The sequence below is a fragment of the Bowdeniella massiliensis genome (genome assembly GCF_023634005.1).
Classification (GTDB): Bacteria; Actinomycetota; Actinomycetes; order Actinomycetales; family Actinomycetaceae; genus Bowdeniella; species Bowdeniella massiliensis.
The window spans coordinates 19,171-44,808 of record NZ_JALIQR010000005.1; the positions used below are offsets into that span (position 1 = coordinate 19,171).

Genomic DNA, 25,638 nt, shown 5'->3' on the forward strand with positions numbered 1-25,638 from the left:
TGGTGGGAAGGACTTTTGTCTCGCGCGTCTGCTAGAAGATTCGGCTCGCTGCCTCATCCCAGGGCCGAGCGCTGCCGTGCGGCTCGTAGCGGATGACGCCACCGGAGTTCGCGATGACCTTTCTGAGCGCCGCGCGGTCGCCGTCGAGCTCGCCCATGGCGCGGGCCTGCACGATGATGTTGCCGAGGGCGGCGGCTTCCACGGGGCCCGCGACGACGGGCAGCTGGCAGGCGTCGGCGGTGAGCTGGCACAGCAGCTCGTTTTGGCACCCGCCTCCGACGATGTGCACGGCGTGGACCTCCGGTCCCCCGAGCTCTTGGATGGCGCGGATCGTGCGGGCGTGCGCCAGCGCGAGCGAATCGAGCACGCACCGAACCATTGCTCCCTTGTCCTGCGGCACCGGTTGGCCGGTCCGGCGGCATTCCTCGGCAATGAGGCTCGGCATATCACCGCGAGCAAGGAAGACCTCCGAGCCCGCATCAACGACGGAGACGAGCTCCTTTGAACGCGCCGCGGCGTCAAGCAGATCGAAGAGGTTCGCGTCCTCGCCGGCTTCCTGCCACACGCGCTGACATTCCTGCAGCAGCCACAGCCCAGTGAGATTGCGGTTGAAGCGCACGGTGCCATCGATCCCAAGTTCGTTCGTATAGCCGGCCGCCAAGGCCTCACTCGATTTGATCGGCTCGAGGAGCTCGGCACCCACGACCGACCAGGTGCCACACGAAATGAAGGCGAAGTGTTCATCGACTGCGGGCGTCGCCGCGACAGCCGATGCCGTGTCGTGGCCACCGACGGCAACGAGTTCGATCTCGCTGTCCTCGATGAGGCCCGGGCGCAATCGCCCGCGGCGAGTGCCGGGCTCTTGCAGGTCGGCGAAGATCTCCAGCGGGATCCCCGCGGCGCTCGCCATCTCCGGAGACCACTGGCGGGTGGCAGCGTCTAACAGCTGCGACGTCGAGGCGATCGTCGCTTCAGCTCCGCGCGCTCCACTAAGCAGGAAGCCAACGAGGTCGGGAGTAAAGAGCACCTGATCGACGAGCGGCCACTGCACGGACGTCATGTCGTCCATGAGCTGGTAGATCGTGTTGTAGGCGGCGCCAGGCTGAATGCCCGTCATCCGGTAGAGCTCGTCATCGGCGAACTGAGCGCGGAGTTTTTCTTGCTGCGCGATGGTGCGCTCATCGCGGTAGTGGCGCGGCGATCCAAGCAGTTGGCCCTCGGTGTCGATCCGGCCGTAGTCCACGCCCCACGAATCCACGCCCACGGAGGAGACCTTGCCTACCCGGTTTGCGCGACGTAGACCTTCGACGACTCCGGCATACAGCCCCAGCGTGTCGGTGTAAAGATGGTCGCCAACGGGAATACCGCCGTTTGGAAAGCGATGAATCTCGGTTAATGTGACCGCCCCATCGGCCACCGACCCGATCATGACTCGCCCGTTTGAGGCTCCTAGATCGACTGCCGCGTGTTGCGTAGCCATCGTTCACTCTCCTTCGTGTGACGCGCCGGCATTGATGTGGAAATCGGTTTCATCATAACGTGCCCCGACTCACGATGCAGCCCCCGAAAATGACCAGAATCGCTACTGAACGCAAGAAATCACCCGGAATCGAGGCTGGCCACGCACGCCAGAATCGATGTCGTCGGCTGAAGCCACCTGCCTTCCGCGCGCCCATCTCCAGGGTTTCAGCTGTTTTTTAGCGCACTTTGAGTTATTTTTCGATGGCGCTTGACGAAACGTGTGTCGTACCATACGCTCTAAGAAATCGATTTCGTGAAATTGGTTTCACTCTACCGTTGGAGGCAAAGGTGCTGCTCAACATCAATCCCTTGCTCACAGGCCAGATCCTGGCTGCCCTGGACGCAATGGGACACTCTGACTCCGTGGTCATCGCCGATGCCCACTTTCCCGCTGCTCGGTTAGCTCACGCCGGCATCAGCATTGATCTTCCCGGCACCTCGACACCCGAAGTCCTGGCGGCAATCTGCACCGTCATCCCTCCCGATGACGCTCCCGGACTGGACCTTATGGAAAGTCCCGAGCCCGAATTGCTGCCGGTCCAAGCCGAGCTCGTGGCCGCCGCGGGATTAACGCGCGAGACCGTCCGCCTCGTCGAACGCTTCGCCTTCTACGACGCCGCGGCTGACGCACAGCTGATTATCCGCACCGGTGAAACCCGGATCTATGGCAACGCCCTGCTGCGCAAGGGTGTGGTGCCGATGGGAGTGACTCATGGCTGACCAATCGTTGTTGCTTGAGCTGAAGAACGTCTCCAAGACGTTCCCCGGCGTTAAGGCTCTACAAAATGTCGACCTGACGCTGCGCAAGGGAGAAGTGCTGGGCCTGTGCGGTGAGAACGGCGCAGGCAAATCCACCCTGATGAAAATCCTGACCGGCATCTACACGATGGATCCCGGCGGCGAGATCTACCTGCAAGGCAACCGCGTGAAGGTCAAGGATGTGAACCACGCGCGCGACCTGGGCCTATCGATCATCCACCAGGAACTCAACATGGTGCCGGACCTGACAGTGGCACAGAACCTGTACATGGGCCGGCCCGGATACTCCCGCGGCGGCATCATCGATGACAAGAAGATGCTTTCCGATGCCCGCGATCTATTTGATCGTCTCGGCATGGAAATTGACCCGAAGGCCTACTGCCGGGAGCTGTCGGTTGCGCGGCTGCAGATGATCGAGATCGCTCGCGCCCTGTCCTACGACTCCAAGGTCCTCATCATGGATGAGCCGACCGCGGCGCTGACCGTGCAAGAAACCGAAGCCCTGTTCGAGATGATTAGGGACTTCGTCGGCCCCGAAACCGGCCTCATCTATATCTCGCACCGCATGCCCGAAATTGAGGAGATCACCGACCGCGTCTCCGTCCTGCGCGACGGCGAGTACATCGGAACGGTCGAGACCGACAAGGTCGAGGTCCGCGAGATCATCTCGATGATGGTCGGCCGCCAGGTGGCAGCCGACGCGCGACCGAAGACAGCTCCCCTGTCCGATGAGATCGTCCTATCCGTATCCGGGCTGTCGACCAAGCGCCTCTTGCATGACGTCAGCTTCGATCTGAAGAAGGGCGAGATCCTCGGCTTCGCGGGACTCATGGGCGCCGGCCGCACCGAGGTCGCTCGCTGCATTTCGGGGGCCGATCACCGCACCGAAGGCACGATCGAGGTCCACGGTAAGAAGGTCAAGATCAGTAACGCCGCAGACGGTGTCCGCCACGGGATCGGTTACCTGTCCGAAGACCGCAAGCAGTTCGGCCTGTTGGTCGACCAGGACGTCAAGACCAACACCGCCATCGCCTCGATGGACCATTACACGAGCGCCGGCGTCATCAACGATGCTAAGACCAAGCGCGATGCCGACAAGTACCGTGGTCAGCTGCGGATCAAAACGCCGTCCATTAACCAGACGCTGAACAAGCTTTCTGGCGGCAACCAGCAAAAGGTCGTGATCGCCAAATGGCTGATCCGGGACAGCGACATCCTCATCTTTGATGAACCTACCCGCGGCATCGACGTGGGCGCCAAGGAAGAGATTTACCAACTGCTCGAGGACCTGACGGCCCAGGGCAAATCCATCATCATGATTAGTTCCGAACTGCCCGAAGTCCTCCGGATGTCCCACCGGATTGCTGTCATGGCCCACGGACGAATCACCGGCATTCTCGACAACGAAGAAGCCACTCAGGAAAACATCATGGAGCTTGCCACCGTCGGCAAAGCCCTTATGGAGGGAGACGCGTCGTGACCGAAACAACCCCACGCGAACGGGCGGAAGCCCGCGCTGAGGAAGGAGCCCCGAACCCCGTACTCGGGTTCTTTAGGGCCTCCATGCAGCAGCTCTTTGCGGCAGCAGCCCTCATTGCGGTCTATATCATCTTCCTCATTTTCGCCCCCGGATTCTCCGGGCCGACGATCCTGCCAGACATTTTGCTCAAGACTGCAGCGATCGGTGTTATGGCACTTGGTGCAACCTTCGTCATCGCGACTGCAGGCATTGACCTGTCGGTCGGAACGGGCATGACGCTGTGTGCTGTGATGGCAGGCCTCTTCCTGTCTACTGACCACATGGGCCTGCCACTTCCAGTCGGCTTGCTGCTCACCCTAGGGGTCGGCTTACTTCTCGGCTTCATTAACGGCGCAAATATCGCGATTCTCGGTATCCCACCGTTCATCGCCACGCTCGCCATGATGATGGTCGCCAACGGCCTTTCCCTCATCCTGTCCAAGGCATCCTCGATCCAGATCCAGTCGCCCACCTACTACGCCATCTCCAATGGCAACATCATTCCGGGTTTGAAGAACGCAGCACTCGTCTTCATCGTGTGCACGATCATCGCCGCGTTCTTGCTTTCCAAGACTCTCGTCGGGCGCTACGCGCTCGCGATCGGTTCGAACGAAGAAGCAACTCGTCTCTCGGGCATCAACGTGAAGAAGTGGAAGATCATCATCTACATGGTGGCCGGCCTCTTCACCGCTATTGGTGCCATCTTGTACAGCGCGCGTTTCGGATACTCCCAGCCTGCTGAGGGCCTGGGCCTCGAATTGCAAGCTATCGCCGCCGTCGTCATCGGTGGCACGTCCCTGGCTGGTGGTCGAGCCAACATCATCGGCACCATGATCGGTGCTCTGCTGATGAACACGCTCACGACCGGTCTCCAAATGATGGGAGTCGCCCAGCAGTGGCAGCTCGTCGTCACGGGCATCGTCGTCCTTCTGGCCGTCTTTGCCGATAACGTCCGCCGCAGCCGCGCGGCCGCCGTCTAGTCCAACACAACACATCAACGAAAGAGGAAACCATGCGTCGACTCAAGACGATCGCCGTTGCAGCCGTATTGTCGCTCGGCCTGGCTGCCTGCGGCGGAGGAAATAACGCTCCCTCCGATACCGGCGGAGCAACAGGTTCCACCGAAGGTGGCGGCGGGGAGCAGACGATCTACCTCGTCTCCAAGGGCTTCCAGCACCGCTTCTGGCAGGCAGTGAAGGAAGGCGCGGAGGAAGCCGGCAAGGAATTCGGTTACAAGGTCGAGTTCGTTGGCCCCGCAAACGAGCAGGCCATCACCGAGCAGCTCGATCAGCTGAAGACCGCGCTGAACACCAAGCCGGCAGCCCTCGGGTTTGCCGCGCTTGACTCCAAAGCCGCCGCGCCGCTGCTGGAAGAGGCGAAGAACGCCAACATTCCGGTCGTCGCATTCGACTCCGGTGTCGAGTCCGATATCCCGGTCACGACGGTCCAAACGGATAACAAGGCCGCTGCCGCGGAAGCCGCCAAGCAGCTGGCCGAACTTCTCGGCAACAAGGGCAAGGTAGGCCTGGTCTGCCATGACCAGACCTCCCAGACGGGCAAGGACCGTTGCTTCGGTTTCAAGGAGTGGATGGAACAGAACGCTCCGGACATCGAGGTCATCCAGGAGCAGTACGCGGGTGAGGTCGGCAAGGCTGCTGACGTCACCAAGGCCATCCTGAACTCGAACTCTGACATCACCGGCATGTACGGCACTAACGAAGCCGCAGCCATCGGCGTTGTTCAGGGCGTCAAGGAATCCGGCAACGTCGGCAAGGTGACCGTCGTCGGCTTCGACTCCGGCAAGCCGCAGCTGGATGCGATCAAGGACGGCTCCATGGCCGGCGCTATCACCCAGTCGCCGGTGAAGATCGGTTACGAGACCGTCAAGGCTGCCATCGCCGCGATCAAGGGCGAGAGCCTCGAGCCGGTCATCGACTCGGGCTTCGCCTGGTACACCAAGGACAACATGGACAGCGACGAGATTAAGCCCAACCTCTACGAGTAAGTAGAACGGCCAGATCTCTTGCGGGGGCAGGCCGCCGGTCTGCCCCCGCATTTCATGAAAGGAGGACATCGTGCTCATCGCTTTTGACATTGGAACATCGGCGACCAAGGCGACCCTGCACGATGACGACGGCACCATTCGCGCCGCATCGAGTGCCTCCTACCCGACCGCATATCTGGCGGGCGCTCGCGTAGAGCAGAACCCCGACGACTGGTACCACGCCGTCGTCAGTACTTCGCAGCAGTTGCTCGCGAAGACCGCGACTCCCCCGGCAGCGATCAAGGGCCTGTGCGTCAGCGGCCAGATGATGGGCCTCGTTTGTCTGGATCGATCCGGCACTCCCATCCGGCCCGCGCTCATCTGGTCCGACCAGCGCGCTGCCGCCCAAGCCGCGGCCCTGACCGAAGCCCTCGGGGACGAACATAGCTACGAGGTCACAGGGCACCGCCTCGCAGCGACCTACACGCTGCCTAAACTCATGTGGGTCCGTGACCACGAGCCCGAGAACTTCTCGAAAATTTCTCGCATCTGCGTCGCCAAGGACTACGTCAATTACCGCCTGACGGGCGAGGTCGCGACCGACCACTCCGATGCCTCATCCACCGGCGCCTACGACATCAAGAATAAGACGTGGTCGAATGAGGTCCTCGCCGCAGCCGGGATCTCAAACGATATCCTCCCTCCCATCCATTCCTCGATCGACACGCTCGGAGTGTTGCGCAGGGACGCGGCAGCCGAACTCGGATTGCAACCGGGCATCCCCGTCATCGTTGGCGGTGGCGATGGCCCTATCGCGAGCATTGGAGCCGGCTGCACCGCAAGCGATGATCCGCCCTACCTTTCGCTCGGTACCTCCGCGTGGGTGGCCGCTACGACGCATGACGTGTTGTCGGATCCGCAGCGCCGCGGCTTCACCTTCGCGGCCATCACCCCGGACCATTACTGCCCGTGTGCTACGACCCAGAATGCGGGCAGCACTCTTGAGTGGATCGCCCGACTCGTCGGAAGCGACACCCCCACCCTCATCTCTGAGGCCCTGAGCCTGACGGATCCGGACCCCGATCTCATGATGGTCCCCTACCTCCTCGGCGAGCGCTCTCCCTGGTGGGATGCCGATGCTCGAGGCGCAACGATCGGACTCACGCCGCGACACACCCGCGCAGACATCACGCGGGCCGCACTCCTTGGCATCAGCTTCACGCTCGCGCTGTGCCTAGAGGCCGTGGCACCCGAGGATACCTCCCCACGCTCCCTCGATGCCGTTGGCGGCGGCGCGCAATCTGACGGCTGGCTCCAACTGCTCGCCGATATCGTGCAACTGCCAATCAATCGCCGCAATGTCACAACCAACGCCACCTCGCTTGGCGCCGGAATCACCGGCCTGGTGGGGCTCGGCCAGCTCAGCTTTAGCGACGCCCGGAGCGCATCGCGCATCACCGCGACCTTCGAGCCGCAGACTCGTCAGTATCGCGATGAGCTTCAACGATTTACCGAGGTCTACCGTACGGTAAAGAAGATTGATGATCTCCCTCGGTTCGGCAAGGAGCTAGCCCGGTAATGACAACGATTTACGATGTGGCTCAACTCGCGAATGTCTCGCCTGCGACGGTCTCTCGCGTCCTCAACGGCGGGCGGACCTCCCCCAAGAGCATTTCCGCTGTCATGGCCGCGGTGCAAGAACTGGACTTCGTACCGAACCGCAACGCCAGACGCCTCCGTACCCGGGCCTCCGAGCTCATCGCCATGCTCGTTCCCGACATCGCGAACTCCTTTTACACAACCATCGTGCGAGCGGTCGAGGATATCGCTCGCTCCCGCGGCTACGCCGTTATGATCTGCAATACCGACGAAGACCCGGTCAAGGAAGCGGAATACCTCAAGGCGGTTATCTCCGAGCCGGTGGCCGGAATCATCTCGGCACCGGTCAACGCCCAAACGGACTACTCGCTGGCCGAGCTCCATCGCGTTCCTGTCGTCACGATCGACCGGACGGCACGACTCAACAGCCTCGATTCCGTCATCATCGACAACGTCCAGGGCGCGCGCGATGCCGTGCTCGCCCTCGCCTCACACGGCTACCGAGACATCGCCTGCATTACGGGGCCTCCGGGGACCGAAACCGCAGACAATCGGGCCGAAGGCTGGCGTCGAGGAGTCTGGGACGCCTTCGAAAAGAACGCCCGGCCAGACCTTCTCGTTCGCACGAGCTACACGATCGATGGTGGCATAAGCGCCGTGCGCGAACTCTTGGCGCTCGATTCTCCGCCAGACGCGATCTTTGCGGCCAACAATCGCCTAACCGTCGGAGCCCTGCGGGAACTCGCTCGGGCCTCGATCCATCCGCCGGAGATGGGCATCTTCTCCTTCGGTGAGTTGCCCTTCATCCTTGATCCACCGGCAGGAATCCTCGTCGCGGGCATGCCCATGCGCGAGATGGGATCCCACGCCGCCCACATGCTGATGGAGCGCATTGAATCTAGCGCTGCGCCCACCAAGTCGATCGTCCTGCCACCGACAATCGGGACAGAATTCGCCACTGCACCTCCGACTATTCACTCGGTAACCGCATAACCCAAGGAAGTGAAGATGAGTTACACATTCCCAACCATTGCTGAGCGCCCCAAGGCCAAAGACAAGACTTTGTATGTCGTTGCCAATGGCGATCTACGTTTGACCACGAACGTCAAGACCTGGGACAAGCAACAAGAGGTTGAGAGCCAGTTCGCCGCAGCAGCCAAGGACTTCGGTTGGGACGTTGAGCGGGCTCACGACGTCAATCCTGAGACCGGTCACGGTTTCATTGACTCCCAAAAGCGCGGCATGGAGGTCTTTGCGACCATCCCGAAGGACGCCCCGCTCGTCGTCATTGAGGCTGTGTGGCAGTACTCCCACCACCTGCTGCACGGCCTACGAGACCACGAGGGACCGATCCTCGTCGTCGCGAACTTCGCCGGTGACTTCCCGGGCCTCGTCGGCCTGCTCAACCTGACCGGATCGATGACCAAGGCCGGCATCGACTACTCCGCACTGTGGAGCGAGGAGTTCACCGACGACTGGTTCAAGGACAAGCTCAAGGAGTGGCTCGAGACCGGATCGATCGAGCACGATACCTCTCACGTAAAGGATCTGCCGGAGCTTGCCGATTCGGATGAAAAGCGCCTGGGCGTCGCGCTCGCCCGCCAGCTCAAGGAAGAAAAGGCCATCCTGGCCGTCTTCGATGAATACTGCATGGGCATGTACAACGCCCTGCTTGAAGACGAGCTCATCAACCCGGCCGGCATCTACAAGGAGCGCCTGTCCCAGTCGGCCCTCGTGGCCGAGATGGAGACCGTCTCCGATGAAGAGGCCGACGAGGTTCGAGCCTGGCTCGACAATGCGGGCATGACCTTCCACATCAACAATGAGGGCGATGAGAAGGAAAACCTGACCGATGAGCAGGTCCGCTCGCAGTGCAAGATGTACATCGCGGCCCTTCGCATGGCCGATGATTTCGGCGCTGACGCCGTCGGCATCCAGTACCAGCAGGGCCTGAAGGACGTCGTGCCGGCGTCGGATCTCGTGGAGGGCCTGCTCAACGATCCAAACCGCCCGCCGGTGAAGTCACGCGAAGGTGACCGCGTACTGTACGAGGACAAGGCGTTGCCGCACTTCAACGAAGTTGATCAGTGCGTCGCCGTCGATGCGCTGGTCACCAACCGCATCTGGACCGCCATGGGCCTGGATCCTTCCACGACCCTGCACGATGTGCGCTGGGGCGGTATGTGGGACGACGAGTTCGTGTGGGTGCTGGAGATCTCCGGCGCCGTTCCGGCCTCGCACCTGGGCGGCTACGAAAACGCCCACTCCTACCGCCAGTCCTACTACTTCTTCCCGCTCGGCGGCGGCACCCTGCAGGGCACGAGCAAGCCCGGCGAGATCGTCTGGTCGCGCGTCTTCGTCATGGACGGCAAGCTCCATGTCGACCTCGGACGAGGCACCTGTGTGGAGATGCCAGATGAAGAGGTCCAGCGCCGCTTGGATGGCACCAACCCCGAGTGGCCGATCATGAACGCCATCTTGCACGGTGTCACCCGCGATCAGATGATGGCCCGCCACAAGGCGAACCACCTGAACGTCGTCTACGCTCCCGACGAGGAGACCGCAGACAAGGCTCTCACTGCCAAGGCCGCAATGTTTGAGGCCATGGGCTACGAAGTCCACCTCGTTGGAGACGTCTCCATCTAGGTCAGTTCTCCTACCGCTGACCACACGGCGCCGCTCATGTATCTGAGCGGCGCCGTTCTTTTTGGTCTTAGCGCTCGAGGTTGCGGTCGTGGTGACTCATCTTTTCTGAGTCACGCATGAACGCATCGACCGCCTCGAGAGTGTGTGGATTGTCGATGATGCGCTCGGCGATCTCCACGCTCATCGTGAAATCGGGAACGCCCCGGGCCCCCAGGATTCCCACGATGTCGGGGCTCCGCAGCGATGCCGCAAACGTGCGCACCCCGGTGCCGCGCAGAATGTCGACCATCGTGGCGATGGTCTTGACGGGGTCCTGGCCGAGATCTTCGAGCCGACCGGCGTAGGGCGCAATCCCCCAGCAGCCCAGTTCCTTGGCGGCCATCGCCTGAGTGGGGTGGTAGGCCGCGGTCAGCAGTGTGGGAATGCCGCGTGAGTGGAGCTCGTGCACAACCTCGTAGCCTTCGCGGGAGGCGGGCACCTTCACGATAATGTTGCGTCCGAGGTTCGCGATTTCCAGACCCGATTCCAGGAGTTCACCGGTGCTGTAGCCGATAGCTTGAAAGAAAATGTGCTCGAACGGGAGCTTGCAAAACTCCTCGTAGAGTCCGGGGATGGCGTCCTGCCCCAAGTTCGAGCGGGCGAGGATGGTGGGATTCGTCGTAATACCTTTGAAAAGGCCGGTGCGAACGAGTTCCTTGGCCTTATCGACGTTGGCGGTATCGAGCATCAGCATAAGATGGGGCCCCTTTGAAAACTGAGGTGGTACGCCCAGTCTAACGCCGAGGTGAATCCCTGGATCTGAGCCTCTTGGCCTAGATGGTGCGCCAGAATCGACCGAGTTCTGCGCGCGGCAATCCTCTCAGACCATAGGAAACTGAGGGGGGAAAAACCTCGAACTCGTTGCATTGCGTGCAGCGCCGATATCGGCGGCAGACTTCGGCTCATGCACCTGACCGCAAACCGCCATCTTCGTTGAGAATCCATCCACAGAAACCTCATGCACTTCAGATCTGCCCGAATATGATGACGGTGTGGCCTCACATTTACTCGCTTTTAGCGAGCATCTCGTGCCAAGCCATGCCATCAAGAAATTCACCGCCGTAGCAGTTCTTAGTTTGCTGCTTACCTCCTGCGGAACCTCGTTACCCGAACCAGCAGCGATTACGACCCCCTCGACCGCGGAGGCCGCGGACAAGCCATCATCTGCTCCTCCACCTACACCCTCTCCGGAGGCGGCTACAACGCCGCAGCAGTCTGCACAACCTACCGTTCAACGGCACCTTCCCCAAAGGAGCCGGTCGAGAAAGTAGCACCGTCACCAAAGGCGAAGAATCCCCGGCCGAAGCTACGCGAGTGTCCTCCTCAGGTGTTTCCCATCTGGGGTACAGAGCCGATGTGCGTCGGCGGCTACATACTTTTGACCGAAGATCTCCAGTATCGTTCAGGAAGTTTCTGTAGCCCCTTCATCAACAGCAACAGCAACAGCAGAAGTATCGAGCTCTTTTTTGATTCGACTGCGCAGAAGTGGCTCGACACACAGCAAGGCAAAAAGTGTCCGTTCACATCCGCTGGTCTGCCTAATCACTTCATCGAAATCAGTCACGATATTGCCTCGCCAACTGCGCCGGAAACAACCATGGCGCCCGAAAACAAACGGATTCCGAACTTAGGTAACAAGATCAGCCGCGAAAGGAGCGGCGAGCAGAGCGAGTTGATGAAGTGTTCAATCTACCTGGAGGGGATCAAGCTTGCAGTACGCACTTCCTATGACTCAGCAGATCCCCAGGGCCAGAGAGTATTCCTTAGCCGGTTCCTGCGCACTTACATCACGGAAAGCCCATTTTTTACGGGCGAGTGACTGGTTTACCAGATCCGGGTGTACATGCAAATTGCCGCTGCTGCGGCGACATTGAGAGATTCAGCGCGCCCGAGTAGCGGCACCTTTGCTAGCTCGTCGCATGCCGCGCGCTCGGCTGCGCTCAGACCGTGGGCTTCGTTGCCGAAAACCCAAGCGAGACGATCCCGCTGTAGTGCGGGAACGTTGGGCAGTTCGTTGTGTGCATGCCCATCAGCCCCAACCACGATGTACCCCTGGTCGCGCAGTAACTGGGCGACAGAGTCGAACTGGGTATCGGTGACGATCGGGAGGTGGAACACCGAACCGACACTGGATCGAATAACCTTTGGGTTCGTGAGCTCCACGGATCCGGAACCGATGATGACGGCATCAGCGCCGGCAGCATCAGCGATCCGGATCAGGGTGCCGAGGTTTCCCGGGTCGGAGATTTGCGGCAGACACATCACGAGGTGGCCACCGCTCACCGCTTCGGCCAGGTCTGCAGCAGCTACTGCGAGTGGCAGCTCGGCAACTGCGGCGATTCCCTGACAGTCGGCGGAGATCGCGCGCATGACCTCGCTTGTTGCAATCGAGGTGCGTACTCCGCCGGATTTAGCTTCCCGCGCGATTTCACCGATCGCGACGTTCGCTACGGACAGATCTGCGTAGAGGTCCACGATCGAGGTCGGCGCGAACCTCACGGCTTCGCGAACAGCCTGGGGTCCTTCGATGAGATAGCGACCGTGGCGGGAACGCACAGAGCGCCCGCCGAGTGCTGCCACCTTCCGGATCCGATCGGATCGGGGGTTAGCGAGCACTGGCGGGCGCTCTGAATTGCTCAACTAGGAAGCCTTGGGAGCGTTGACGTCCTCCGGCAGAGCCTTCTTCGCAGCGGCGACCAGGGCCTTGAAGGCGGCCGGGTCGTTCACGGCGAGCTCGGCGAGCATGCGGCGGTCAACCTCGATCTCGGCGAGACGCAGGCCCTGCATGAACCGGTTGTAGGTCATGCCTTCGGCGCGGGCGGCCGCGTTGATGCGCTGGATCCACAGGCGGCGGAAGTCACCCTTCTTCGCCTTGCGGTCCCGGTAGGAGTACACGAACGAATGCGTGACCTGCTCCTTGGCCTTGCGGTAAAGCCGCGAACGCTGGCCACGGTAACCCTTGGCGCGTTCCAGAGTTGTGCGACGCTTCTTATGGGCGTTAACTGCCCGCTTCACGCGTGCCATCTACTTCTCCTTGATTCTCTAAAAAGTCTTCAGTGCGCCGGTTACTTACCGAGCAGGCGCTTGACGGTCTTGGTTTCCGCCTTGGCCAGCACAACGTCCTTCGACAGACGACGCTTGCGCTTGGTCGGCTTGTGCTCCAGCAGGTGACGCTTGTTGCGGCGCTCGTGCATAATCTTGCCGCTGCCGGTCACGCGGAAGCGCTTCTTCGCACCGGAGTGCGTCTTGTTCTTCGGCATATCCTGTGTCCTTCAGGTGTGCGCCTTGCGGCGCTGTTGTCCTGCCCGGAACCGGTGGGCACCGGGCGATTCACGAATAGTGGCGGTTAGGCGTCCTGTGCGGCTGCCTGCTCGGCCTGCTTGGCTTCGCGGCGGCGACGCTGTTCGGAACGGGCCTGAACCTTCTTCGCCATGGGTCCAATCACCATGGTCATGTTGCGTCCGTCCTGGCGGGGCTGCGACTCAACATTTCCGTACTCGGCGACGTCATCGGCTAGGCGCTCAAGGAGGCGAATGCCCATCTCCGGTCGTGACTGCTCGCGGCCACGGAACTGGATGATCGCCTTGACCTTGTCCCCACCCTTCAAAAAGCGGATCGCATGCCCACGCTTCGTTTCGTAGTCGTGGTCGTCGATCTTCAGGCGGAACCGGATTTCCTTCAGCTGCGTGTTCGCCTGGTTGCGGCGAGCATCGCGGGCTTTCATGGCGGCTTCGTACTTGTACTTGCCGTAGTCCATGAGCTTGGCCACCGGGGGCCGAGCATCGGGGGCTACCTCGACGAGATCGAGGTTCACCTCTTCTGCGAGTTTCATTGCTGCGTCGACGCGAACGACACCGACCTGCTCGCCATCGGGTCCGATAAGACGGACCTCTGGCACGCGGATCCGATCGTTAATGCGTGGCTCGTTGATGTGATCGCTCCTTGCAGTTTGAGGGGCCGCCACGAAGAAAAGGCCTCCGTAGCGGGGTGCGCACGGAGGCCTACAATGACGCCGCATGCCAAAGGCTGCGGTATCGTGACCCGGCACCAGTCATCGGGATTATCCGAAGGTCGGCACCTGGGTGGGAAGCAGGCTTCCGCTTTGCAATGACGGTATGGACCGTCTACCAGCAAGCTACTTTACCAGAATCACTTCGATGCGCCAGGGGTCGGCGGTGTGGCGTGCGCCAATTCCTGCAGCGCCGTATCCCTCGATCCCTCATCGCGGGGCCGAGCCAGGTTTGCTCGGTTTGCTTGGCTCACCACGTGCCACATGATCGCCCCCAGGGTAGCTCCGGCCGCTGCCCACACCACGCCGACCGTTCCCGCGTAGGCAACTACGTAGGAAAACGGAGCCGTGAGCATGACGCTTACAGCCTTTCCCATGCCGACGAGGGCGCCACCGATGAGGGCCGTCCTCATGAGCAGCCGCCGGCGGTTGCGCAAGGCCTTCGCCGTTGTCGAAACCCATTCCTTCGCTCCCGAATCGAGCTCGGAGTCCTCACCCTTGCGTTCGAGCAGCCAGCTTCGAATGGCCAGAAAGACAACGACCAATCCGAAAACTGAACCGGCATACTGAGCCCATTGCGCGACGCTCACTCCGGCGATCAGCGTGTCATACCAAGCGATGGCCGTGTGGGCCCAGCGCCCTTCATGCGTGAATTCATCGACGAGAACGTGACTCGCAGCCCCAATCCACAGCCCGAGGATCGAAAGCCCTGCCGTAAAGATCCTGGACCGGTTCCCGCCCCTCCCCCTGCGGTGCCTGGTTCTTCTCCACGGATCGATGTCGGGGTTGGAGTTGCGCCAGGAGGCCGGCAGCGCGTCGTACAGCGGGCGCCGGATGAATAGCCACCACGCCCAGAGCACTATGCCGGTAGCGAGGCACAGCGTGAGGATCCCCGTGACCGAGTGGGTAGCGGAATAGCTCCACCCCGCGTTTCGCAATGGCCTTCCCACGCCAACCATCTGTGCCCAAACGGGCAGGTCAGGCGTGAGCGAACCGATCGCGAGCGCCGTGGTAGGAAGGCCAAGTCTGCGCAGCGGGATCGCGAACGCTGGGTGAGACAGTGTGTAAGGCACACTAGGAACGCTACGGGCGAGCCCCCTTCTTCAGATCCTTCCCGAGCATCGACGGGACCGTAACTTCATCGTGCACGAGACCGATGAGAAATAGCCGAAGTGCTGACAATCCACCGCCGCACGAGCTTGGAAAGCTCTTCGGACCACAGCACGATCGAGGCGAGTCCGACGGCGGTGCCCCACTGGGTCACGGTCATTGATTCGGTGGAGAACGCCACCTGCATAAACGGCACGTGGACGACGGCAATTTGGAGTGCGATCGCGAGCGCGATCGACGCCCACAACCACCGGTTGGCGAAGAGCCCGCGGAACGCGCTGTGGTGATCGGAGCGGGAGTTCAGCGCATTAAACAGCTGGGCGAAGACCAACGTGGTGAAGCCGACGGTGCGGGCTCCCTTGAGTGAATCTGGCTCGATCGTGACGAGGCCCCCTGGCAGGAACATGTCGATCGCGAGGAGCGAGACCGTCGCCATGATGACCCCGATGAAGCCGATCCGGCCCCACATGTGGCGGTCGATGATCGCCTTTGACGGGTCCCTGGGCCTGCGCTGCATGACGTCGCCGTCCTCCGGATCGACCCCCATCGCGAGCGCGGGGCCGGAGTCGGTCACGAGGTTGATCCACAGGATCTGGGTGGCGAGCAGCGGCACGGCAAGCCCGGCGCCAGCGGTCTGCGACAGGCCAAGGAAGCTCGCAAAAACGACGCCGAAGAACACCGTCATGACCTCGCCCATGTTGGACGACAGCAGGAAGCGCAGGAACTTTCGGATGTTATCGAAAATGGCGCGGCCTTGGCGCACGGCGGCGACGATCGTGGCGTAGTTATCGTCGGCCAGAATCATCGAGCCGGCTTCCTTGGTGACCTCGGTGCCGGTGATGCCCATGGCGACGCCGATATCGGCGGCCTTCAGCGCGGGCGCGTCGTTCACTCCATCGCCCGTCATCGCGACGATCCGGCCCTCGTCTTGCAGCTCATCGATGATCCGCAGTTTGTGCTCGGGCGAGACGCGCGCGTAGATGCTGACCTCGCGTACGGCCGCGCGGAACTGCTCGGGACTGAGGGTATCGAGGTCGAGGCCGGTCAGGGCCCGGGCGCCGGGCTCAACGATGCCCAGGTCGGCGCCGATGCGCGCGGCGGTGCGAGGGTGGTCGCCGGTGATCATGATTGGGCGGATGCCCGCGGCCTTCGCTTCGGAGATCGCGTCCTTGGCTTCCTCGCGCGGCGGGTCCATGATGCCGACGACGCCGACGAACGTGAGGTCCTCTTCGGCGTCCGCGCCGAGCTCATCGCCCGCGTGCTCGAGTGCGCGATAGCCCACCCCTAGCGTGCGATAGCCCTCGGCCGACAGGCGCTCAACCTCGCGCAGGATCTCGCTGCGGCGCTCATCGCTGAGCGCTACTGCGTCGTGGCCGGAGCGTTCGGTTCCGCAGTGCGCGAGCAGCACGTCGGGCGCGCCTTTGGTCAGGAGGATTGGCTCGCCGCCGCCGCGCACGCCGGCGACGGACATCATCTTGCGCTCGGAAGTGAAGGGGATCTCGCCGCGGCGCTCGAAATCGGGCTCCTCGCCCAGGACCTTGCGCAGCGCGACGAGGAAGGCGGCCTCCGTCGGATCGCCCTCGATCGACCATTCGCCGTCGTTGGTCAGCTGGGAGTTGTTCGCGAGCGCCCCGCCGATGAGGACGGCGCGGGCCTCGGCGAGCGTCTCGGCGCTCGGCTCGCCCAGGATCTCGCCGTCGGGGCTATAGCCGGTTCCGGAGACCTCGAGCTGGCCGGAGCGGGTGATGATCGTGCGCAGCGTCATCTCGTTGCGCGTCAGGGTGCCGGTCTTGTCGGAGGCGATGACGGAGGCGGCGCCGAGCGTCTCGACGGAGTGGAGATTCTTCATGATCGCGTTGCGTCGCGCCATCGCGCGCACGCCGATCGCGAGGACGAGGGAGAGGATCGCGGGCAGACCCTCGGGCACGGCGGCTACGGCTAGGGAGACGCCGAGCAGCAGGATTTCGACCGCCTCGGAGACGTCGTCGACGTCGTTGAGGAGGAAAAGCGCCCCCATGACGATGATGGCGATCGCGATGACGAGGATGCCGAGGAGCTTGGAGACCTTGTCGATCTCGCGGGTCAGGGGCGATTGATCGGCTTCGGTTGACTCGAGCATGTCGGCGATCGCGCCGACCTCGGTGTCCATTCCGGTGGCCGTGACGACCGCGCGGCCGACGCCCTGGACGACGCCCGTACCCTTGTGGACCATCGTGGTGCGGTCACCGAGCGGGGCGGGCCCGGAAAGGGCCTCGGTCTGCTTCGCACTGGCCTCCGACTCTCCCGTCAGCGAGGCCTCCTGCACGCGCAGACTCGTCGCGGAGATGAGGCGTGCGTCGGCGCCGACGGCGTCGCCTTCGGAAAGGACGAGGATGTCGCCGGGGACGAGGTCCGCGGACTCGATCGTCGTGAGGGCACCGTCGCGCAGGACGGTGGATGTCGCGGCCGTCATTGACGACAGCGCCGCGACCGCGCCTTCGGCCTTGCGTTCTTCGATGAGGCCGATGATGGCGTTGGCGACGACGATGAGGGCGATGACGATGGCGTCGATCGGCGCTCCCGCCGCGCCCTCGACGAGCCAGGCGACCAGCGAGATCGCCATGGCGATAAACAGCAGGTAGACGAGCGGGTCCTGGAACTGGGCGAGCACCTTGCGCCACATCGGCACGGGCGGCGCGTGGCGCAGCTCGTTGCGGCCATAGCGTTCGCGGAGCTTATCGGCCTGCTCGCTCGTGAGGCCCGACTCGATGTCGACGTCGAAGTCGGCTGCCACCTCGCGGGCGGGGCGCTGGCTGGGATGCGTAGTGATGGTCTCCACCTAGAAACGTCGGGACGCGGACGTCTCCATTGTCTCGCGTGCCGCTACGAAAGCGCGCGCACCGCTACTTTTCCGTCGAATCACGCTTCTGGCGATATGCCTTCTATTGCCCCAAGGCATTCAGAATGACGGCGCCAAGCACATTGGCACCAGTACTCGATACGAAGTTTGAAAGTGCATTGTGGAGCGCCACCAAGTCCTTACGCTTCGGAGAATCAGCGTGAAGTTTCTTTATCTCTTCATTAATGCTTCTGAGGAGTTCCTCAACAGTGGCTTCAGGAGATAGCCAAGCCCCAGCAACCCGCAAGCCCAATCTCAACACCGGCCGTCGCGTTCGATTGGCAGGCAGGCGAGAGTTGCACGTTCGAGTTCGATGCGTTGGTCGGTGACTCCAGCTCGAGCCGATTCAGCAGTCAGAAACTCATTCAGATCCGGGCGCGTCTAGGTAGCGTCGGACACCGTTCTTTCAGAAGAGGAGCGTGAGAGTTCTCATCTTCGGAAGCCGCACCTTCAGCCAGCCGACACGCCGCAACCCCGAACAGCTCAACCTATACCCTCGTTTGGGAAGAGCCAATTTGGCGGCATTGACTCCAAAGTAGCGACTACGACAAGCTCCACCCGATCCGCGCAGTTAGTGCACAGCTGCCCAGACTGTCGGCGCAGCTAGACACGAGTCGAGAGCGCAACGCCAATGCCTGGAACGGCTCGCCTCGCCGCGTCCAGCGCTCCAGCTGTCCACACTCCCGCTCGGTCAACTCCCGCTTGGTCATAGTGGGTCCGGTTCGTTACATACCCCAGTCCTACTATCTATAGAATGAAACTACAGCGCAACACACTAGAAGTACGCCATTCTACATTACTCACACGGCTCTACACTGCTTACTATTTCGCCATCAACAACCTAGTTATAAGTGTTGTAGCAACCGGGCAGTGACCGAGCCTTCTCCGCCGAAAAATTCCAGGAGCTCGAGGCATTAGGAACCTCAGGTGCAGGTACCACAGTGCCCATACAAGCACTCGAAGGAGATAGTGGTAGAAGTGTCTTAACAGCTCCGTCAGAAGTATGCGAATATTCGCAAGAGTTAAACACAGCCTGATATAACCCACTCATCGGGCTCGATGCCGGCCACCCCCTAGGTGCGCGAATCTCAATTCTAAAACTCTTCACCCCAGCAGAGTTCTCCGGTATATTCCCTGGATGAGCTATACCAACCGCGATCGATTGCCGGTCACACGAATCAAATATGTCCGTCCAATCCCAGTAGAATCCGATCTCTTTATGATCGATCTGAGGGCCAGCTTCAGTGAGAATAGACCAGGAGTCGATGCCATCGTTCGATGAATTATACCGAGCGGCCCAAAAATCGTCCAAGTACCGCCTATCGCCTTCCTTCGGATCATTTGGGTCATAGCCACAGTTTGGGCGAATAGCAGGCGGGATTGTCGGCGGAATGAGGTTATCGTTATAGAAGTTAAACTCTACCTCCATGCCGAAATGCTCCGGCAAAGCGCGGGCATCGAAACCCTCATATGGCAACCAAGCTGACGATAGTTCCATGACGGCTTGATCACCTTCGTTATAGCCCCGCCAATACGTATATGGTCCCGGCGCCCAAGGGGCAATCTGTTTAACCGAACCTGCCGCCTTTAGGCCGCTACGCATCGCAGTACCGTGTCTCTGCACCTCTGAAAGCTTCGCTGAAACGGATTCGGGATCGAGGCTCTCCGGTTCAGCCATGGAGACCTCGGAGGATAGCAAACGGACGAGCTGTTCGGTCGAATTGCTCGAACCTCGGTCAACTTTGGCAACAAAACCGATAAATGCAGGGGTTGCGTCGAATTCATTCTGGAAGGCAGAAACGAACTCTGTTATTGACGTTTCGTCTACTTTGAATATCTCCCCTGTAATGCCGGGATTAGAATACCGGACAGCGACTATCTTCACGCCAGACCCGCGCACGGAAATGTCGTCTCGTAGGCTCTGTACCCCTTTTGCGTCGACAGGATGCGAAAAAGGCAGGTCGATAATTCTCTCGCTGCTGCTCGCCCTGTCTTCGGAATCGAAATAACTACCAGGCGGCGATACAGCACTCGCGGGGGTTAGCGTCGCCATTAGCGCGCTCGCCCACAGAGCAAGCACACTACCAGTACCTAGAGACCTCTTTAGCATTGATCCTCCTCGTAGGATCATCGACAAATGGTTGACTTCAGAAGATCGCAATCCTACTGGCGGTCTATAAAACACTTTGAGATATAACGTAATACTCCTCCCGCTATAAGCAAACCTACGGCGATGAGTCCAATATTTGACATGTCTAACTGAATTACCCGATCATCAGTTCCAACGTCGAGACAATAGGATTTCATAGTGATAAATGATGCTTCCCACGAATCAAATCCTCGACGCCCACAGTTTTGATCCATCTTGAAAATGAGGGCAAAGAAAGAAAAGGCAAACGTCATGCCAGACAAGAGAAAGCACGTGAACGAGAGATAGCCGTAGGGGACAAACCTGGCTAACATTTTCAACGACAACGGTCGCTTACTCTTGGGCTGCCTCACCTGCTGTGTCTCCTAGGGTCACGGACAACTTATCGGCGGGGATCTGCGCGTTTCAGACCACCCTGGCTGTAGCGCGACCCTACCATAGAAACAGATGTCGTATTTGCTCAGGGGCAGTGAGGTTTCTAGGCTTCGGCGAGCGAAATCGGGTAGAGCTCCATCGATTCGACGCGCAAGCGCACGTCGTCGTTGTTCTTTAAGCGTTCGCTGGCCTCGGTCAGGCTCGCGCGCAGCTGCTCGGCATCAAGGCCAGGACGCAGGGCGATGACGATCCTAATCTCCGTGGTCTTACCCGGCTCCACGCGCACGCCCGCCAGGTGCGGGACGCCCGTGAGGGTGCGGGCGATCAGGCCCCCGAGCTCGGGATCGCGCTGGGCGGGGATCCACTCGCGGCCCTGGGCGAGGGCCCACGCGGCGGGGCGCGGGATGAGGGTGGCGTGCTCGCTGCCCGGATCCAGCAGCATGAGCCCATCGGCTTCGCTCGCGGCCGCGAGGGCGGCGCGCGGCGCCTCGGTGGGCACGGGCCGCGCGGCGCTATTCCACTCGCGCATCCGGTCATAGGAGGAAAACACGGGCATGGCGTGGCGACCGTCGGCAAGCTCGACCGAGACGAGCTTTGCCGACTCGCAGGCGTTGTCGACCTCGTCCTCGTCGTGCTTCATGTTCACGCCGCCGTCGGCGGTGCGGCCGGGGTGGGCGTGCGGGACGACGGGCAGCAGGATGCGCTCGGTTGCCAGGGCCGCAACGACGGCGATCGTGCGCTCGTCGGCGGCAAGGGCCGCCGCAAGTGCGGTCGGGCAGGAGCCGTCGTCATTGCTGAACGGGTTGGCGCGCAGGAACTTCTTCGGCGTGGGCGGCGGCGGGGCGGCGACGCCCTCGGGCAGGTGGGCCTCAACCACGGCGGGCCTCGGCTGCGGTCTTCCCGGCGGCGACTCGCAGGGCCTGGGCGAGAGTGAAGTTCCCGGCGTACAGCGCCTTGCCGATGATGGCGCCCTCGACGCCGGTATCGACCATGCCCGCAAGGGCCTCGACGTCCTCGAGTTCGGCGACGCCGCCGGAGGCGACGACGGGCGCGTCGGTGGCGGCGCAGACCTTGGCGAGCAGCTCCAGGTTCGGGCCCTTCAGCGTGCCGTCCTTGGTGACGTCGGTGACGACGTAGCGCGCACACCCGGCCTTATTGAGGCGCTCGAGTACCTCGAAGAGCTCGCCGCCCTCCTTCGTCCAGCCGCGGGCGGCGAGCGTCGTGCCGCGCACGTCGAGCCCGACGGCGATGCGGTCGCCGTGCTCGGCGATGGCGCGCTCGGTCCACTCGGGGTTTTCCAGCGCGGCGGTCCCCAGGTTCACGCGGCGGCAGCCGGAGGCGAGCGCCCGCTTAAGGGAGGCGTCGTCGCGGATCCCGCCGGACATCTCGACGTTGACGTCGAGGGCGGCGACGATGCTGGCGAGCAGCTCGGCGTTCGATCCGCGCCCGAAGGCGGCGTCGAGGTCAACCAGGTGGATCCAGGTGCCGCCCTGGTCGGCGAAGTCCTGGGCGGCGGCGAGCGGATCGCCGTAGCCGGTTTCGGTGCCGGCCTCGCCCTGCACGAGGCGAACGGCCTGGCCATCGACGACGTCGACCGCGGGTAGCAGCTCTAACACGGGGGTCCTTTCGTTACAGGCGCTGCAGCCAGTTGGCGAGCAGCGTCAGCCCGGCCTCGCCGGACTTTTCGGGGTGGAACTGGGTGGCGACGAGCGGGCCGTTTTCGATCGCGGCAACAAAGCGCTCACCGTAGGTGGTAAAGGAGGTCAGCGGCTTTCTCGTCTTGGACTCGCCGTACAGCGCGGCCGGGTCCTCGTGCGCGGCATAGGAGTGGACGAAGTAGAAGCGCTCGCCCTCGATGCCCGCAAACAGCTGGGTCTCGGGGTGCGTGGCAACGGTGGACCACCCCATGTGCGGCACGACGGGCGCCTGCAAGCGGGTGACATCGCCCGGCCACTGGCCAAGGCCGCTCGTGTACTTGCCGTGCTCATCGCCGCCGTCGAACATGATCTGCATGCCGACGCAGATCCCGAGGACCGCGCGCCCGCCGGCTAGGCGCCGCTCGATGAGGCGATCGCCATCGACGGCGCGCAGCTGCGCCATGCAGGCGGCATAGGCGCCCACTCCCGGCACAACGAGGCCATCGCACTCGAGCACGGAGGTGAAATCGGCGGTGAGGGTGACATCGGCGCCGACGCGCTCCAGGGCGCGGCAGGCGCTGCGGACGTTGCCCGAGCCGTAGTCGAGGACGACGACCTTACTCACTCGCCTCGCCCTTCGGGCCGCGGCGCAGTCCGCGCATGAACAGGCGGGCGGCCTTCAGCCGAGACAGCTTCGAGGAGTCGTGGACCTCGGGCAGCTCCGCGAGGGTGACCTCGCCCAGCAAAAGGTTTTCCACGACGTCATCGGCGCTAGCGAGCACAAGCCCGGGCGAGACGTCCTCGCCGGGCTCCCCGTTCGCATAGTTGCGGGCGATCATCTGGCCCGTCGTGCCCTGCCCGCCCTCGGGATCAACGCTCACCTCGACGACGAGCAGCACCGCGCCCATACGGGAGGTCTTGGACAGCGCCCGGGCGGCCTCATCGGCAAAGGCGGGCACGGCAACGCCGCTCGTGAGCGCCTCGACGCTCCAGTCCTCTTCGGGTGTGAACTCGGCGGCCGCGACGGCGCCCGTCGATGAGTCGATGACTTTTAGGTCGAGCCCCGCCATTGCGCACAGGCCCGCGAGCGCCTGCGCGGAGGCGATCGGCGTCATGATGACTGCGAGCGCGCGGCGCTCCGCGGCCGCGATGTCCTCCTCGCCGAGTTTGTCGAGCCCCTCGGCGCGCATCATCTGCGCGAAGATGTCGTCGACGTTCTCCTCGCTCATAGCGCGCCCTTCGTTGAGGGGATCGCGTCCGTGCGCGGATCCTTCTCGCAGGCGAAACGCAGCGCTCGGGCGAGGGCCTTGAACTGGGCCTCGACGATGTGGTGCGGATCCCGGCCCGCGAGCAGCCGCAGGTGGATACAGATCTCGGCGTGCAGCGCGATCGATTCGACGACGTGGCGCATGAGCGCACCGGTGAAGTGCCCGCCGATGAGGTGATACTGCTGGCCCTCGGGCTCGCCCTCGTGCACGACGTAGGGCCGCCCGGCCAGATCCACGACGGCGAGCGCGAGCGCCTCATCCAGCGGCACGGTCGCGTCGGCAAAGCGCCTAATGCCGCGCTTATCGCCGAGGGCCTCTTTCAGCGCCAGGCCGAAGCAGATCGCCGTGTCCTCCACCGTGTGGTGGGCGTCGATGTGGGTATCGCCCGTCGCGGCGATCGTGAGGTCGATCAGCGAGTGCTTGGCGAGCGAGGTGAGCATGTGGTCGTAAAACGGCACGCCCGTGGAGATATCGGAGACGCCGGTGCCATCGAGGTTGAGGCTGAGCGTGATCTGGGATTCGCTCGTCGAGCGCGCGATGCGCGCGGTGCGATCCTTGGTCTTCGTCTTGCTATAGCGCGCCACCGGTAACCTCCATGAGCGAGCGGTAAAACAGGTCCATCTCGTCGTCGGTGCCGATGCTCACGCGCACGAACCCCTCGGGTCCGACCTCGCGGATCAGCACTCCCTTATCCAGCAATTGTGCCCACACCGCGTGCGAATCGGGAAACCGTCCAAACAGCAGGAAGTTGGCATCGGAGTCGACGACCTCAAAGCCGCGCGCATCGAGCCACGCGGCGGCCTTATCGCGCAGCTGCCGCAGGTGCGCGATCTGGGCCATGAGTTCCTCGCGGTGGGACAGCGCCGCAATCGCGGCGGCCTGCGTGATCGCCGAGAGGTGATAGGGCAGCCGCACGACGCGCAGCGCGTCGACGATCTCGGGGGTGGCCGCGAGGTAGCCGAGCCGCAGCCCCGCCATCCCGAAGGCCTTCGACATTGTGCGCGTCACGACGATGTTCGGGGCCTCGGAGAGCAACGTGAGTGCGGAGTCGACGCCCTCGCGCCGGAATTCGGCGTAGGCCTCATCGACGACGAGAAGCGTGTCCGAACCGTTCGGCCCGACGCCGCGCACCCGCGTCGCGAGATCGAGCAGGTCGGCAAGCGGGGTGGCCGTGCCCGTCGGGTTATTGGGCGAGGCGATGAGGATGAGCGAGGCGTTGGTGCGCGCGGCCGCGATCGCGAGGGCTTCGACGTCGATCGAGAAGTCCGCGCGGCGGGCCACCAGCTGGTACCCGGTGAAGGTATCGCGCGCGTACTCGGGATACATCGAATAGGTCGGATTGCTGGAGAGCACGACGCGCCCCGGCCCGCCGAAGGCCTGCATGAGGTGGAGCATGACCTCGTTCGAGCCGTTGGCCGCCCAGATCTGCTCCGGGGCCAGCCTGACCCCCGATTCCGCCGCGAGGTAGTCCGCGAGCGCCTCCCGCAGCGCCGGAAAATCGCGCTCGGGATACCGATTGGCGTCCTTGGCCGCCGCAAAGACGCACTGCGCGATCGATTGCGCAACCTCGTCGGAGGGGCGGTAGGGGTTTTCGTTGACGTTCAGCCGGGCCGTCACCCGAAGCTCGGGCGCGCCATACGGCGAGCTGCCAACGAGGTCATCGCGAAGCGGAATGGAGGTCATCGGGGCTTTCTTAGTCGACGGCGGAATAGCGGTACACGTTGGTCTCGCGCACGGCGAACCCGCAGCGCTGGTAGAGCCGGTTGGCGGCCTCGCGGCTCGGGCGGGAGGTCAGGTCGATGCTGCGCGCGCCGAGCTTTTCTGCATAGCTCGTGGCGGCCTCGACGAGCTGCTGGCCGGCCCCCTGGCCGCGGGCATCTTCGTGGACGACGACGTCCTCGATCCAGGCGCGCAGGCCCGTCGGAATCCGGAAGGTGGCGAGCGTGAGCATGCCAAGGAGCGCCTCGGTTGCCGGGTCGCGGTAGACGAACAGGTAGACGCCCTCCTGGTGGACGACGGCTTCAACGTCCTCGAGCGTCAGCTCCCCCGTCGAGCTCGACAGCTGCGGGATGAGGAGGTTTACGGCCTCGAGGAGTTCGGGTGAGACGACCTCGATCAGTTCAACGCCCATGATGGGCCCCTTCC

Annotated in this window: 24 protein-coding genes; 8 read left to right on the forward strand and 16 right to left on the reverse strand. The window is 62.6% G+C overall.

Annotated elements, in window-relative coordinates; genetic code table 11:
- Positions 1–31 precede the first annotated feature (31 nt).
- Positions 32–1,480, reverse strand: a complete 1,449-nt coding sequence (locus tag MUN85_RS04305) for a rhamnulokinase (protein WP_250505544.1) — start codon at positions 1,478–1,480, stop codon at positions 32–34.
- A gap of 329 nt (positions 1,481–1,809) precedes the next feature.
- Here MUN85_RS04305 and MUN85_RS04310 point away from each other — a divergent pair, with 329 nt between their 5' ends.
- From MUN85_RS04310 to MUN85_RS04340, 7 genes are all read left to right on the forward strand, one after another.
- Positions 1,810–2,241 (forward strand): RbsD/FucU domain-containing protein, encoded by a 432-nt coding sequence (locus MUN85_RS04310; protein WP_092564673.1) that lies wholly within the window; start codon positions 1,810–1,812, stop codon positions 2,239–2,241.
- A complete protein-coding gene (locus tag MUN85_RS04315) occupies positions 2,234–3,760 on the forward strand; it encodes a sugar ABC transporter ATP-binding protein (protein ID WP_250505545.1) in 1,527 nt (508 codons plus the stop codon). Before MUN85_RS04310 ends, MUN85_RS04315 begins: the two co-directional genes overlap by 8 nt.
- Entirely contained in the window at positions 3,757–4,779 is a 1,023-nt protein-coding gene (locus MUN85_RS04320; protein WP_250505546.1) for an ABC transporter permease, read from the forward strand. Before MUN85_RS04315 ends, MUN85_RS04320 begins: the two co-directional genes overlap by 4 nt.
- A gap of 32 nt (positions 4,780–4,811) precedes the next feature.
- Positions 4,812–5,804: an ABC transporter substrate-binding protein gene (locus MUN85_RS04325; protein WP_250505547.1), complete on the forward strand. Its 993-nt coding sequence runs from the start codon at positions 4,812–4,814 to the stop codon at positions 5,802–5,804.
- Between the two features lie 70 nt (positions 5,805–5,874).
- The gene (gene xylB / locus MUN85_RS04330) at positions 5,875–7,362 is read left to right on the forward strand and encodes a xylulokinase (RefSeq protein ID WP_250505548.1); all 1,488 of its coding nucleotides are present in this window, start codon (positions 5,875–5,877) and stop codon (positions 7,360–7,362) included.
- Positions 7,362–8,375: a LacI family DNA-binding transcriptional regulator gene (locus MUN85_RS04335; protein WP_250505549.1), complete on the forward strand. Its 1,014-nt coding sequence runs from the start codon at positions 7,362–7,364 to the stop codon at positions 8,373–8,375. The genes xylB and MUN85_RS04335 overlap by 1 nt, the downstream gene beginning before the upstream one ends.
- 15 nt (positions 8,376–8,390) lie before the next feature.
- Positions 8,391–10,028 carry a hypothetical protein gene (locus MUN85_RS04340; protein WP_250505550.1) on the forward strand — a complete coding sequence of 546 codons (1,638 nt, stop codon included), beginning with the start codon at positions 8,391–8,393 and terminating at the stop codon, positions 10,026–10,028.
- A gap of 67 nt (positions 10,029–10,095) precedes the next feature.
- Here MUN85_RS04340 and MUN85_RS04345 read toward each other — a convergent pair whose 3' ends face one another.
- The gene (locus MUN85_RS04345; RefSeq protein ID WP_250505551.1) at positions 10,096–10,755 is read right to left on the reverse strand and encodes a transaldolase family protein; all 660 of its coding nucleotides are present in this window, start codon (positions 10,753–10,755) and stop codon (positions 10,096–10,098) included.
- Positions 10,756–11,394: 639 nt separating this feature from the next.
- Between MUN85_RS04345 and MUN85_RS04350 the strand changes: the two genes are divergently transcribed.
- The gene (locus MUN85_RS04350; RefSeq protein ID WP_250505552.1) at positions 11,395–11,886 is read left to right on the forward strand and encodes a hypothetical protein; all 492 of its coding nucleotides are present in this window, start codon (positions 11,395–11,397) and stop codon (positions 11,884–11,886) included.
- 5 nt (positions 11,887–11,891) lie between these two features.
- Here MUN85_RS04350 and MUN85_RS04355 read toward each other — a convergent pair whose 3' ends face one another.
- From MUN85_RS04355 to MUN85_RS04420, 14 genes are all read right to left on the reverse strand, one after another.
- Positions 11,892–12,647 carry a TrmH family RNA methyltransferase gene (locus MUN85_RS04355; RefSeq protein ID WP_250505553.1) on the reverse strand — a complete coding sequence of 252 codons (756 nt, stop codon included), beginning with the start codon at positions 12,645–12,647 and terminating at the stop codon, positions 11,892–11,894.
- A 60-nt stretch (positions 12,648–12,707) separates the two neighbouring features.
- Positions 12,708–13,091: a 50S ribosomal protein L20 gene (gene rplT, locus MUN85_RS04360; RefSeq protein WP_092564691.1), complete on the reverse strand. Its 384-nt coding sequence runs from the start codon at positions 13,089–13,091 to the stop codon at positions 12,708–12,710.
- Between the two features lie 41 nt (positions 13,092–13,132).
- Positions 13,133–13,327, reverse strand: coding sequence for a 50S ribosomal protein L35 (gene rpmI / locus MUN85_RS04365; RefSeq protein WP_092564693.1), 195 nt, complete (start codon positions 13,325–13,327; stop codon positions 13,133–13,135).
- An 86-nt stretch (positions 13,328–13,413) separates the two neighbouring features.
- Positions 13,414–14,085 carry a translation initiation factor IF-3 gene (gene infC / locus MUN85_RS04370; RefSeq protein WP_284500910.1) on the reverse strand — a complete coding sequence of 224 codons (672 nt, stop codon included), beginning with the start codon at positions 14,083–14,085 and terminating at the stop codon, positions 13,414–13,416.
- A 131-nt stretch (positions 14,086–14,216) separates the two neighbouring features.
- Positions 14,217–15,149 (reverse strand): DUF4184 family protein, encoded by a 933-nt coding sequence (locus MUN85_RS04375; protein ID WP_250505555.1) that lies wholly within the window; start codon positions 15,147–15,149, stop codon positions 14,217–14,219.
- Positions 15,150–15,214: 65 nt separating this feature from the next.
- Complete coding sequence (locus MUN85_RS04380; RefSeq protein WP_250505556.1) at positions 15,215–18,004, reverse strand: cation-translocating P-type ATPase; 2,790 nt, start codon at positions 18,002–18,004, stop codon at positions 15,215–15,217.
- A gap of 901 nt (positions 18,005–18,905) precedes the next feature.
- The gene (locus MUN85_RS04385; RefSeq protein WP_250505557.1) at positions 18,906–20,117 is read right to left on the reverse strand and encodes a hypothetical protein; all 1,212 of its coding nucleotides are present in this window, start codon (positions 20,115–20,117) and stop codon (positions 18,906–18,908) included.
- A gap of 574 nt (positions 20,118–20,691) precedes the next feature.
- Positions 20,692–21,465, reverse strand: a complete 774-nt coding sequence (locus MUN85_RS04390; protein WP_250505558.1) for an SseB family protein — start codon at positions 21,463–21,465, stop codon at positions 20,692–20,694.
- Positions 21,458–22,204, reverse strand: a complete 747-nt coding sequence (priA, locus tag MUN85_RS04395) for a bifunctional 1-(5-phosphoribosyl)-5-((5-phosphoribosylamino)methylideneamino)imidazole-4-carboxamide isomerase/phosphoribosylanthranilate isomerase PriA (RefSeq protein ID WP_250505559.1) — start codon at positions 22,202–22,204, stop codon at positions 21,458–21,460. The genes MUN85_RS04390 and priA overlap by 8 nt, the downstream gene beginning before the upstream one ends.
- A 13-nt stretch (positions 22,205–22,217) precedes the next feature.
- Positions 22,218–22,850: an imidazole glycerol phosphate synthase subunit HisH gene (gene hisH / locus MUN85_RS04400; protein ID WP_250505560.1), complete on the reverse strand. Its 633-nt coding sequence runs from the start codon at positions 22,848–22,850 to the stop codon at positions 22,218–22,220.
- The gene (locus MUN85_RS04405; protein WP_250505561.1) at positions 22,843–23,454 is read right to left on the reverse strand and encodes a hypothetical protein; all 612 of its coding nucleotides are present in this window, start codon (positions 23,452–23,454) and stop codon (positions 22,843–22,845) included. Before MUN85_RS04405 ends, hisH begins: the two co-directional genes overlap by 8 nt.
- The gene (gene hisB / locus MUN85_RS04410) at positions 23,451–24,077 is read right to left on the reverse strand and encodes an imidazoleglycerol-phosphate dehydratase HisB (protein WP_092564707.1); all 627 of its coding nucleotides are present in this window, start codon (positions 24,075–24,077) and stop codon (positions 23,451–23,453) included. The genes MUN85_RS04405 and hisB overlap by 4 nt, the downstream gene beginning before the upstream one ends.
- Positions 24,064–25,176 (reverse strand): histidinol-phosphate transaminase, encoded by a 1,113-nt coding sequence (locus MUN85_RS04415; RefSeq protein WP_250505562.1) that lies wholly within the window; start codon positions 25,174–25,176, stop codon positions 24,064–24,066. Before MUN85_RS04415 ends, hisB begins: the two co-directional genes overlap by 14 nt.
- 10 nt (positions 25,177–25,186) lie before the next feature.
- Positions 25,187–25,624 (reverse strand): GNAT family N-acetyltransferase, encoded by a 438-nt coding sequence (locus tag MUN85_RS04420; RefSeq protein ID WP_250505563.1) that lies wholly within the window; start codon positions 25,622–25,624, stop codon positions 25,187–25,189.
- Positions 25,625–25,638 lie beyond the last annotated feature (14 nt).

What these genes read in the sequence shown, in the direction of transcription:
- MUN85_RS04305 (WP_250505544.1), bottom strand. Translation starts at nt 1,480, where the DNA reads ATGGCTACGCAACACGCGGCAGTCGATCTAGGAGCCTCAAACGGGCGA.
- MUN85_RS04315 (WP_250505545.1), top strand. Translation starts at nt 2,234, where the DNA reads ATGGCTGACCAATCGTTGTTGCTTGAGCTGAAGAACGTCTCCAAGACG.
- MUN85_RS04325 (WP_250505547.1), top strand. Translation starts at nt 4,812, where the DNA reads ATGCGTCGACTCAAGACGATCGCCGTTGCAGCCGTATTGTCGCTCGGC.
- MUN85_RS04335 (WP_250505549.1), top strand. Translation starts at nt 7,362, where the DNA reads ATGACAACGATTTACGATGTGGCTCAACTCGCGAATGTCTCGCCTGCG.
- MUN85_RS04340 (WP_250505550.1), top strand. Translation starts at nt 8,391, where the DNA reads ATGAGTTACACATTCCCAACCATTGCTGAGCGCCCCAAGGCCAAAGAC.
- MUN85_RS04345 (WP_250505551.1), bottom strand. Translation starts at nt 10,755, where the DNA reads ATGCTCGATACCGCCAACGTCGATAAGGCCAAGGAACTCGTTCGCACC.
- rplT (WP_092564691.1), bottom strand. Translation starts at nt 13,091, where the DNA reads ATGGCACGCGTGAAGCGGGCAGTTAACGCCCATAAGAAGCGTCGCACA.
- rpmI (WP_092564693.1), bottom strand. Translation starts at nt 13,327, where the DNA reads ATGCCGAAGAACAAGACGCACTCCGGTGCGAAGAAGCGCTTCCGCGTG.
- infC (WP_284500910.1), bottom strand. Translation starts at nt 14,085, where the DNA reads ATGCGGCGTCATTGTAGGCCTCCGTGCGCACCCCGCTACGGAGGCCTT.
- MUN85_RS04385 (WP_250505557.1), bottom strand. Translation starts at nt 20,117, where the DNA reads ATGGCGACGCTAACCCCCGCGAGTGCTGTATCGCCGCCTGGTAGTTAT.
- MUN85_RS04405 (WP_250505561.1), bottom strand. Translation starts at nt 23,454, where the DNA reads ATGAGCGAGGAGAACGTCGACGACATCTTCGCGCAGATGATGCGCGCC.
- MUN85_RS04415 (WP_250505562.1), bottom strand. Translation starts at nt 25,176, where the DNA reads ATGACCTCCATTCCGCTTCGCGATGACCTCGTTGGCAGCTCGCCGTAT.
- MUN85_RS04420 (WP_250505563.1), bottom strand. Translation starts at nt 25,624, where the DNA reads ATGGGCGTTGAACTGATCGAGGTCGTCTCACCCGAACTCCTCGAGGCC.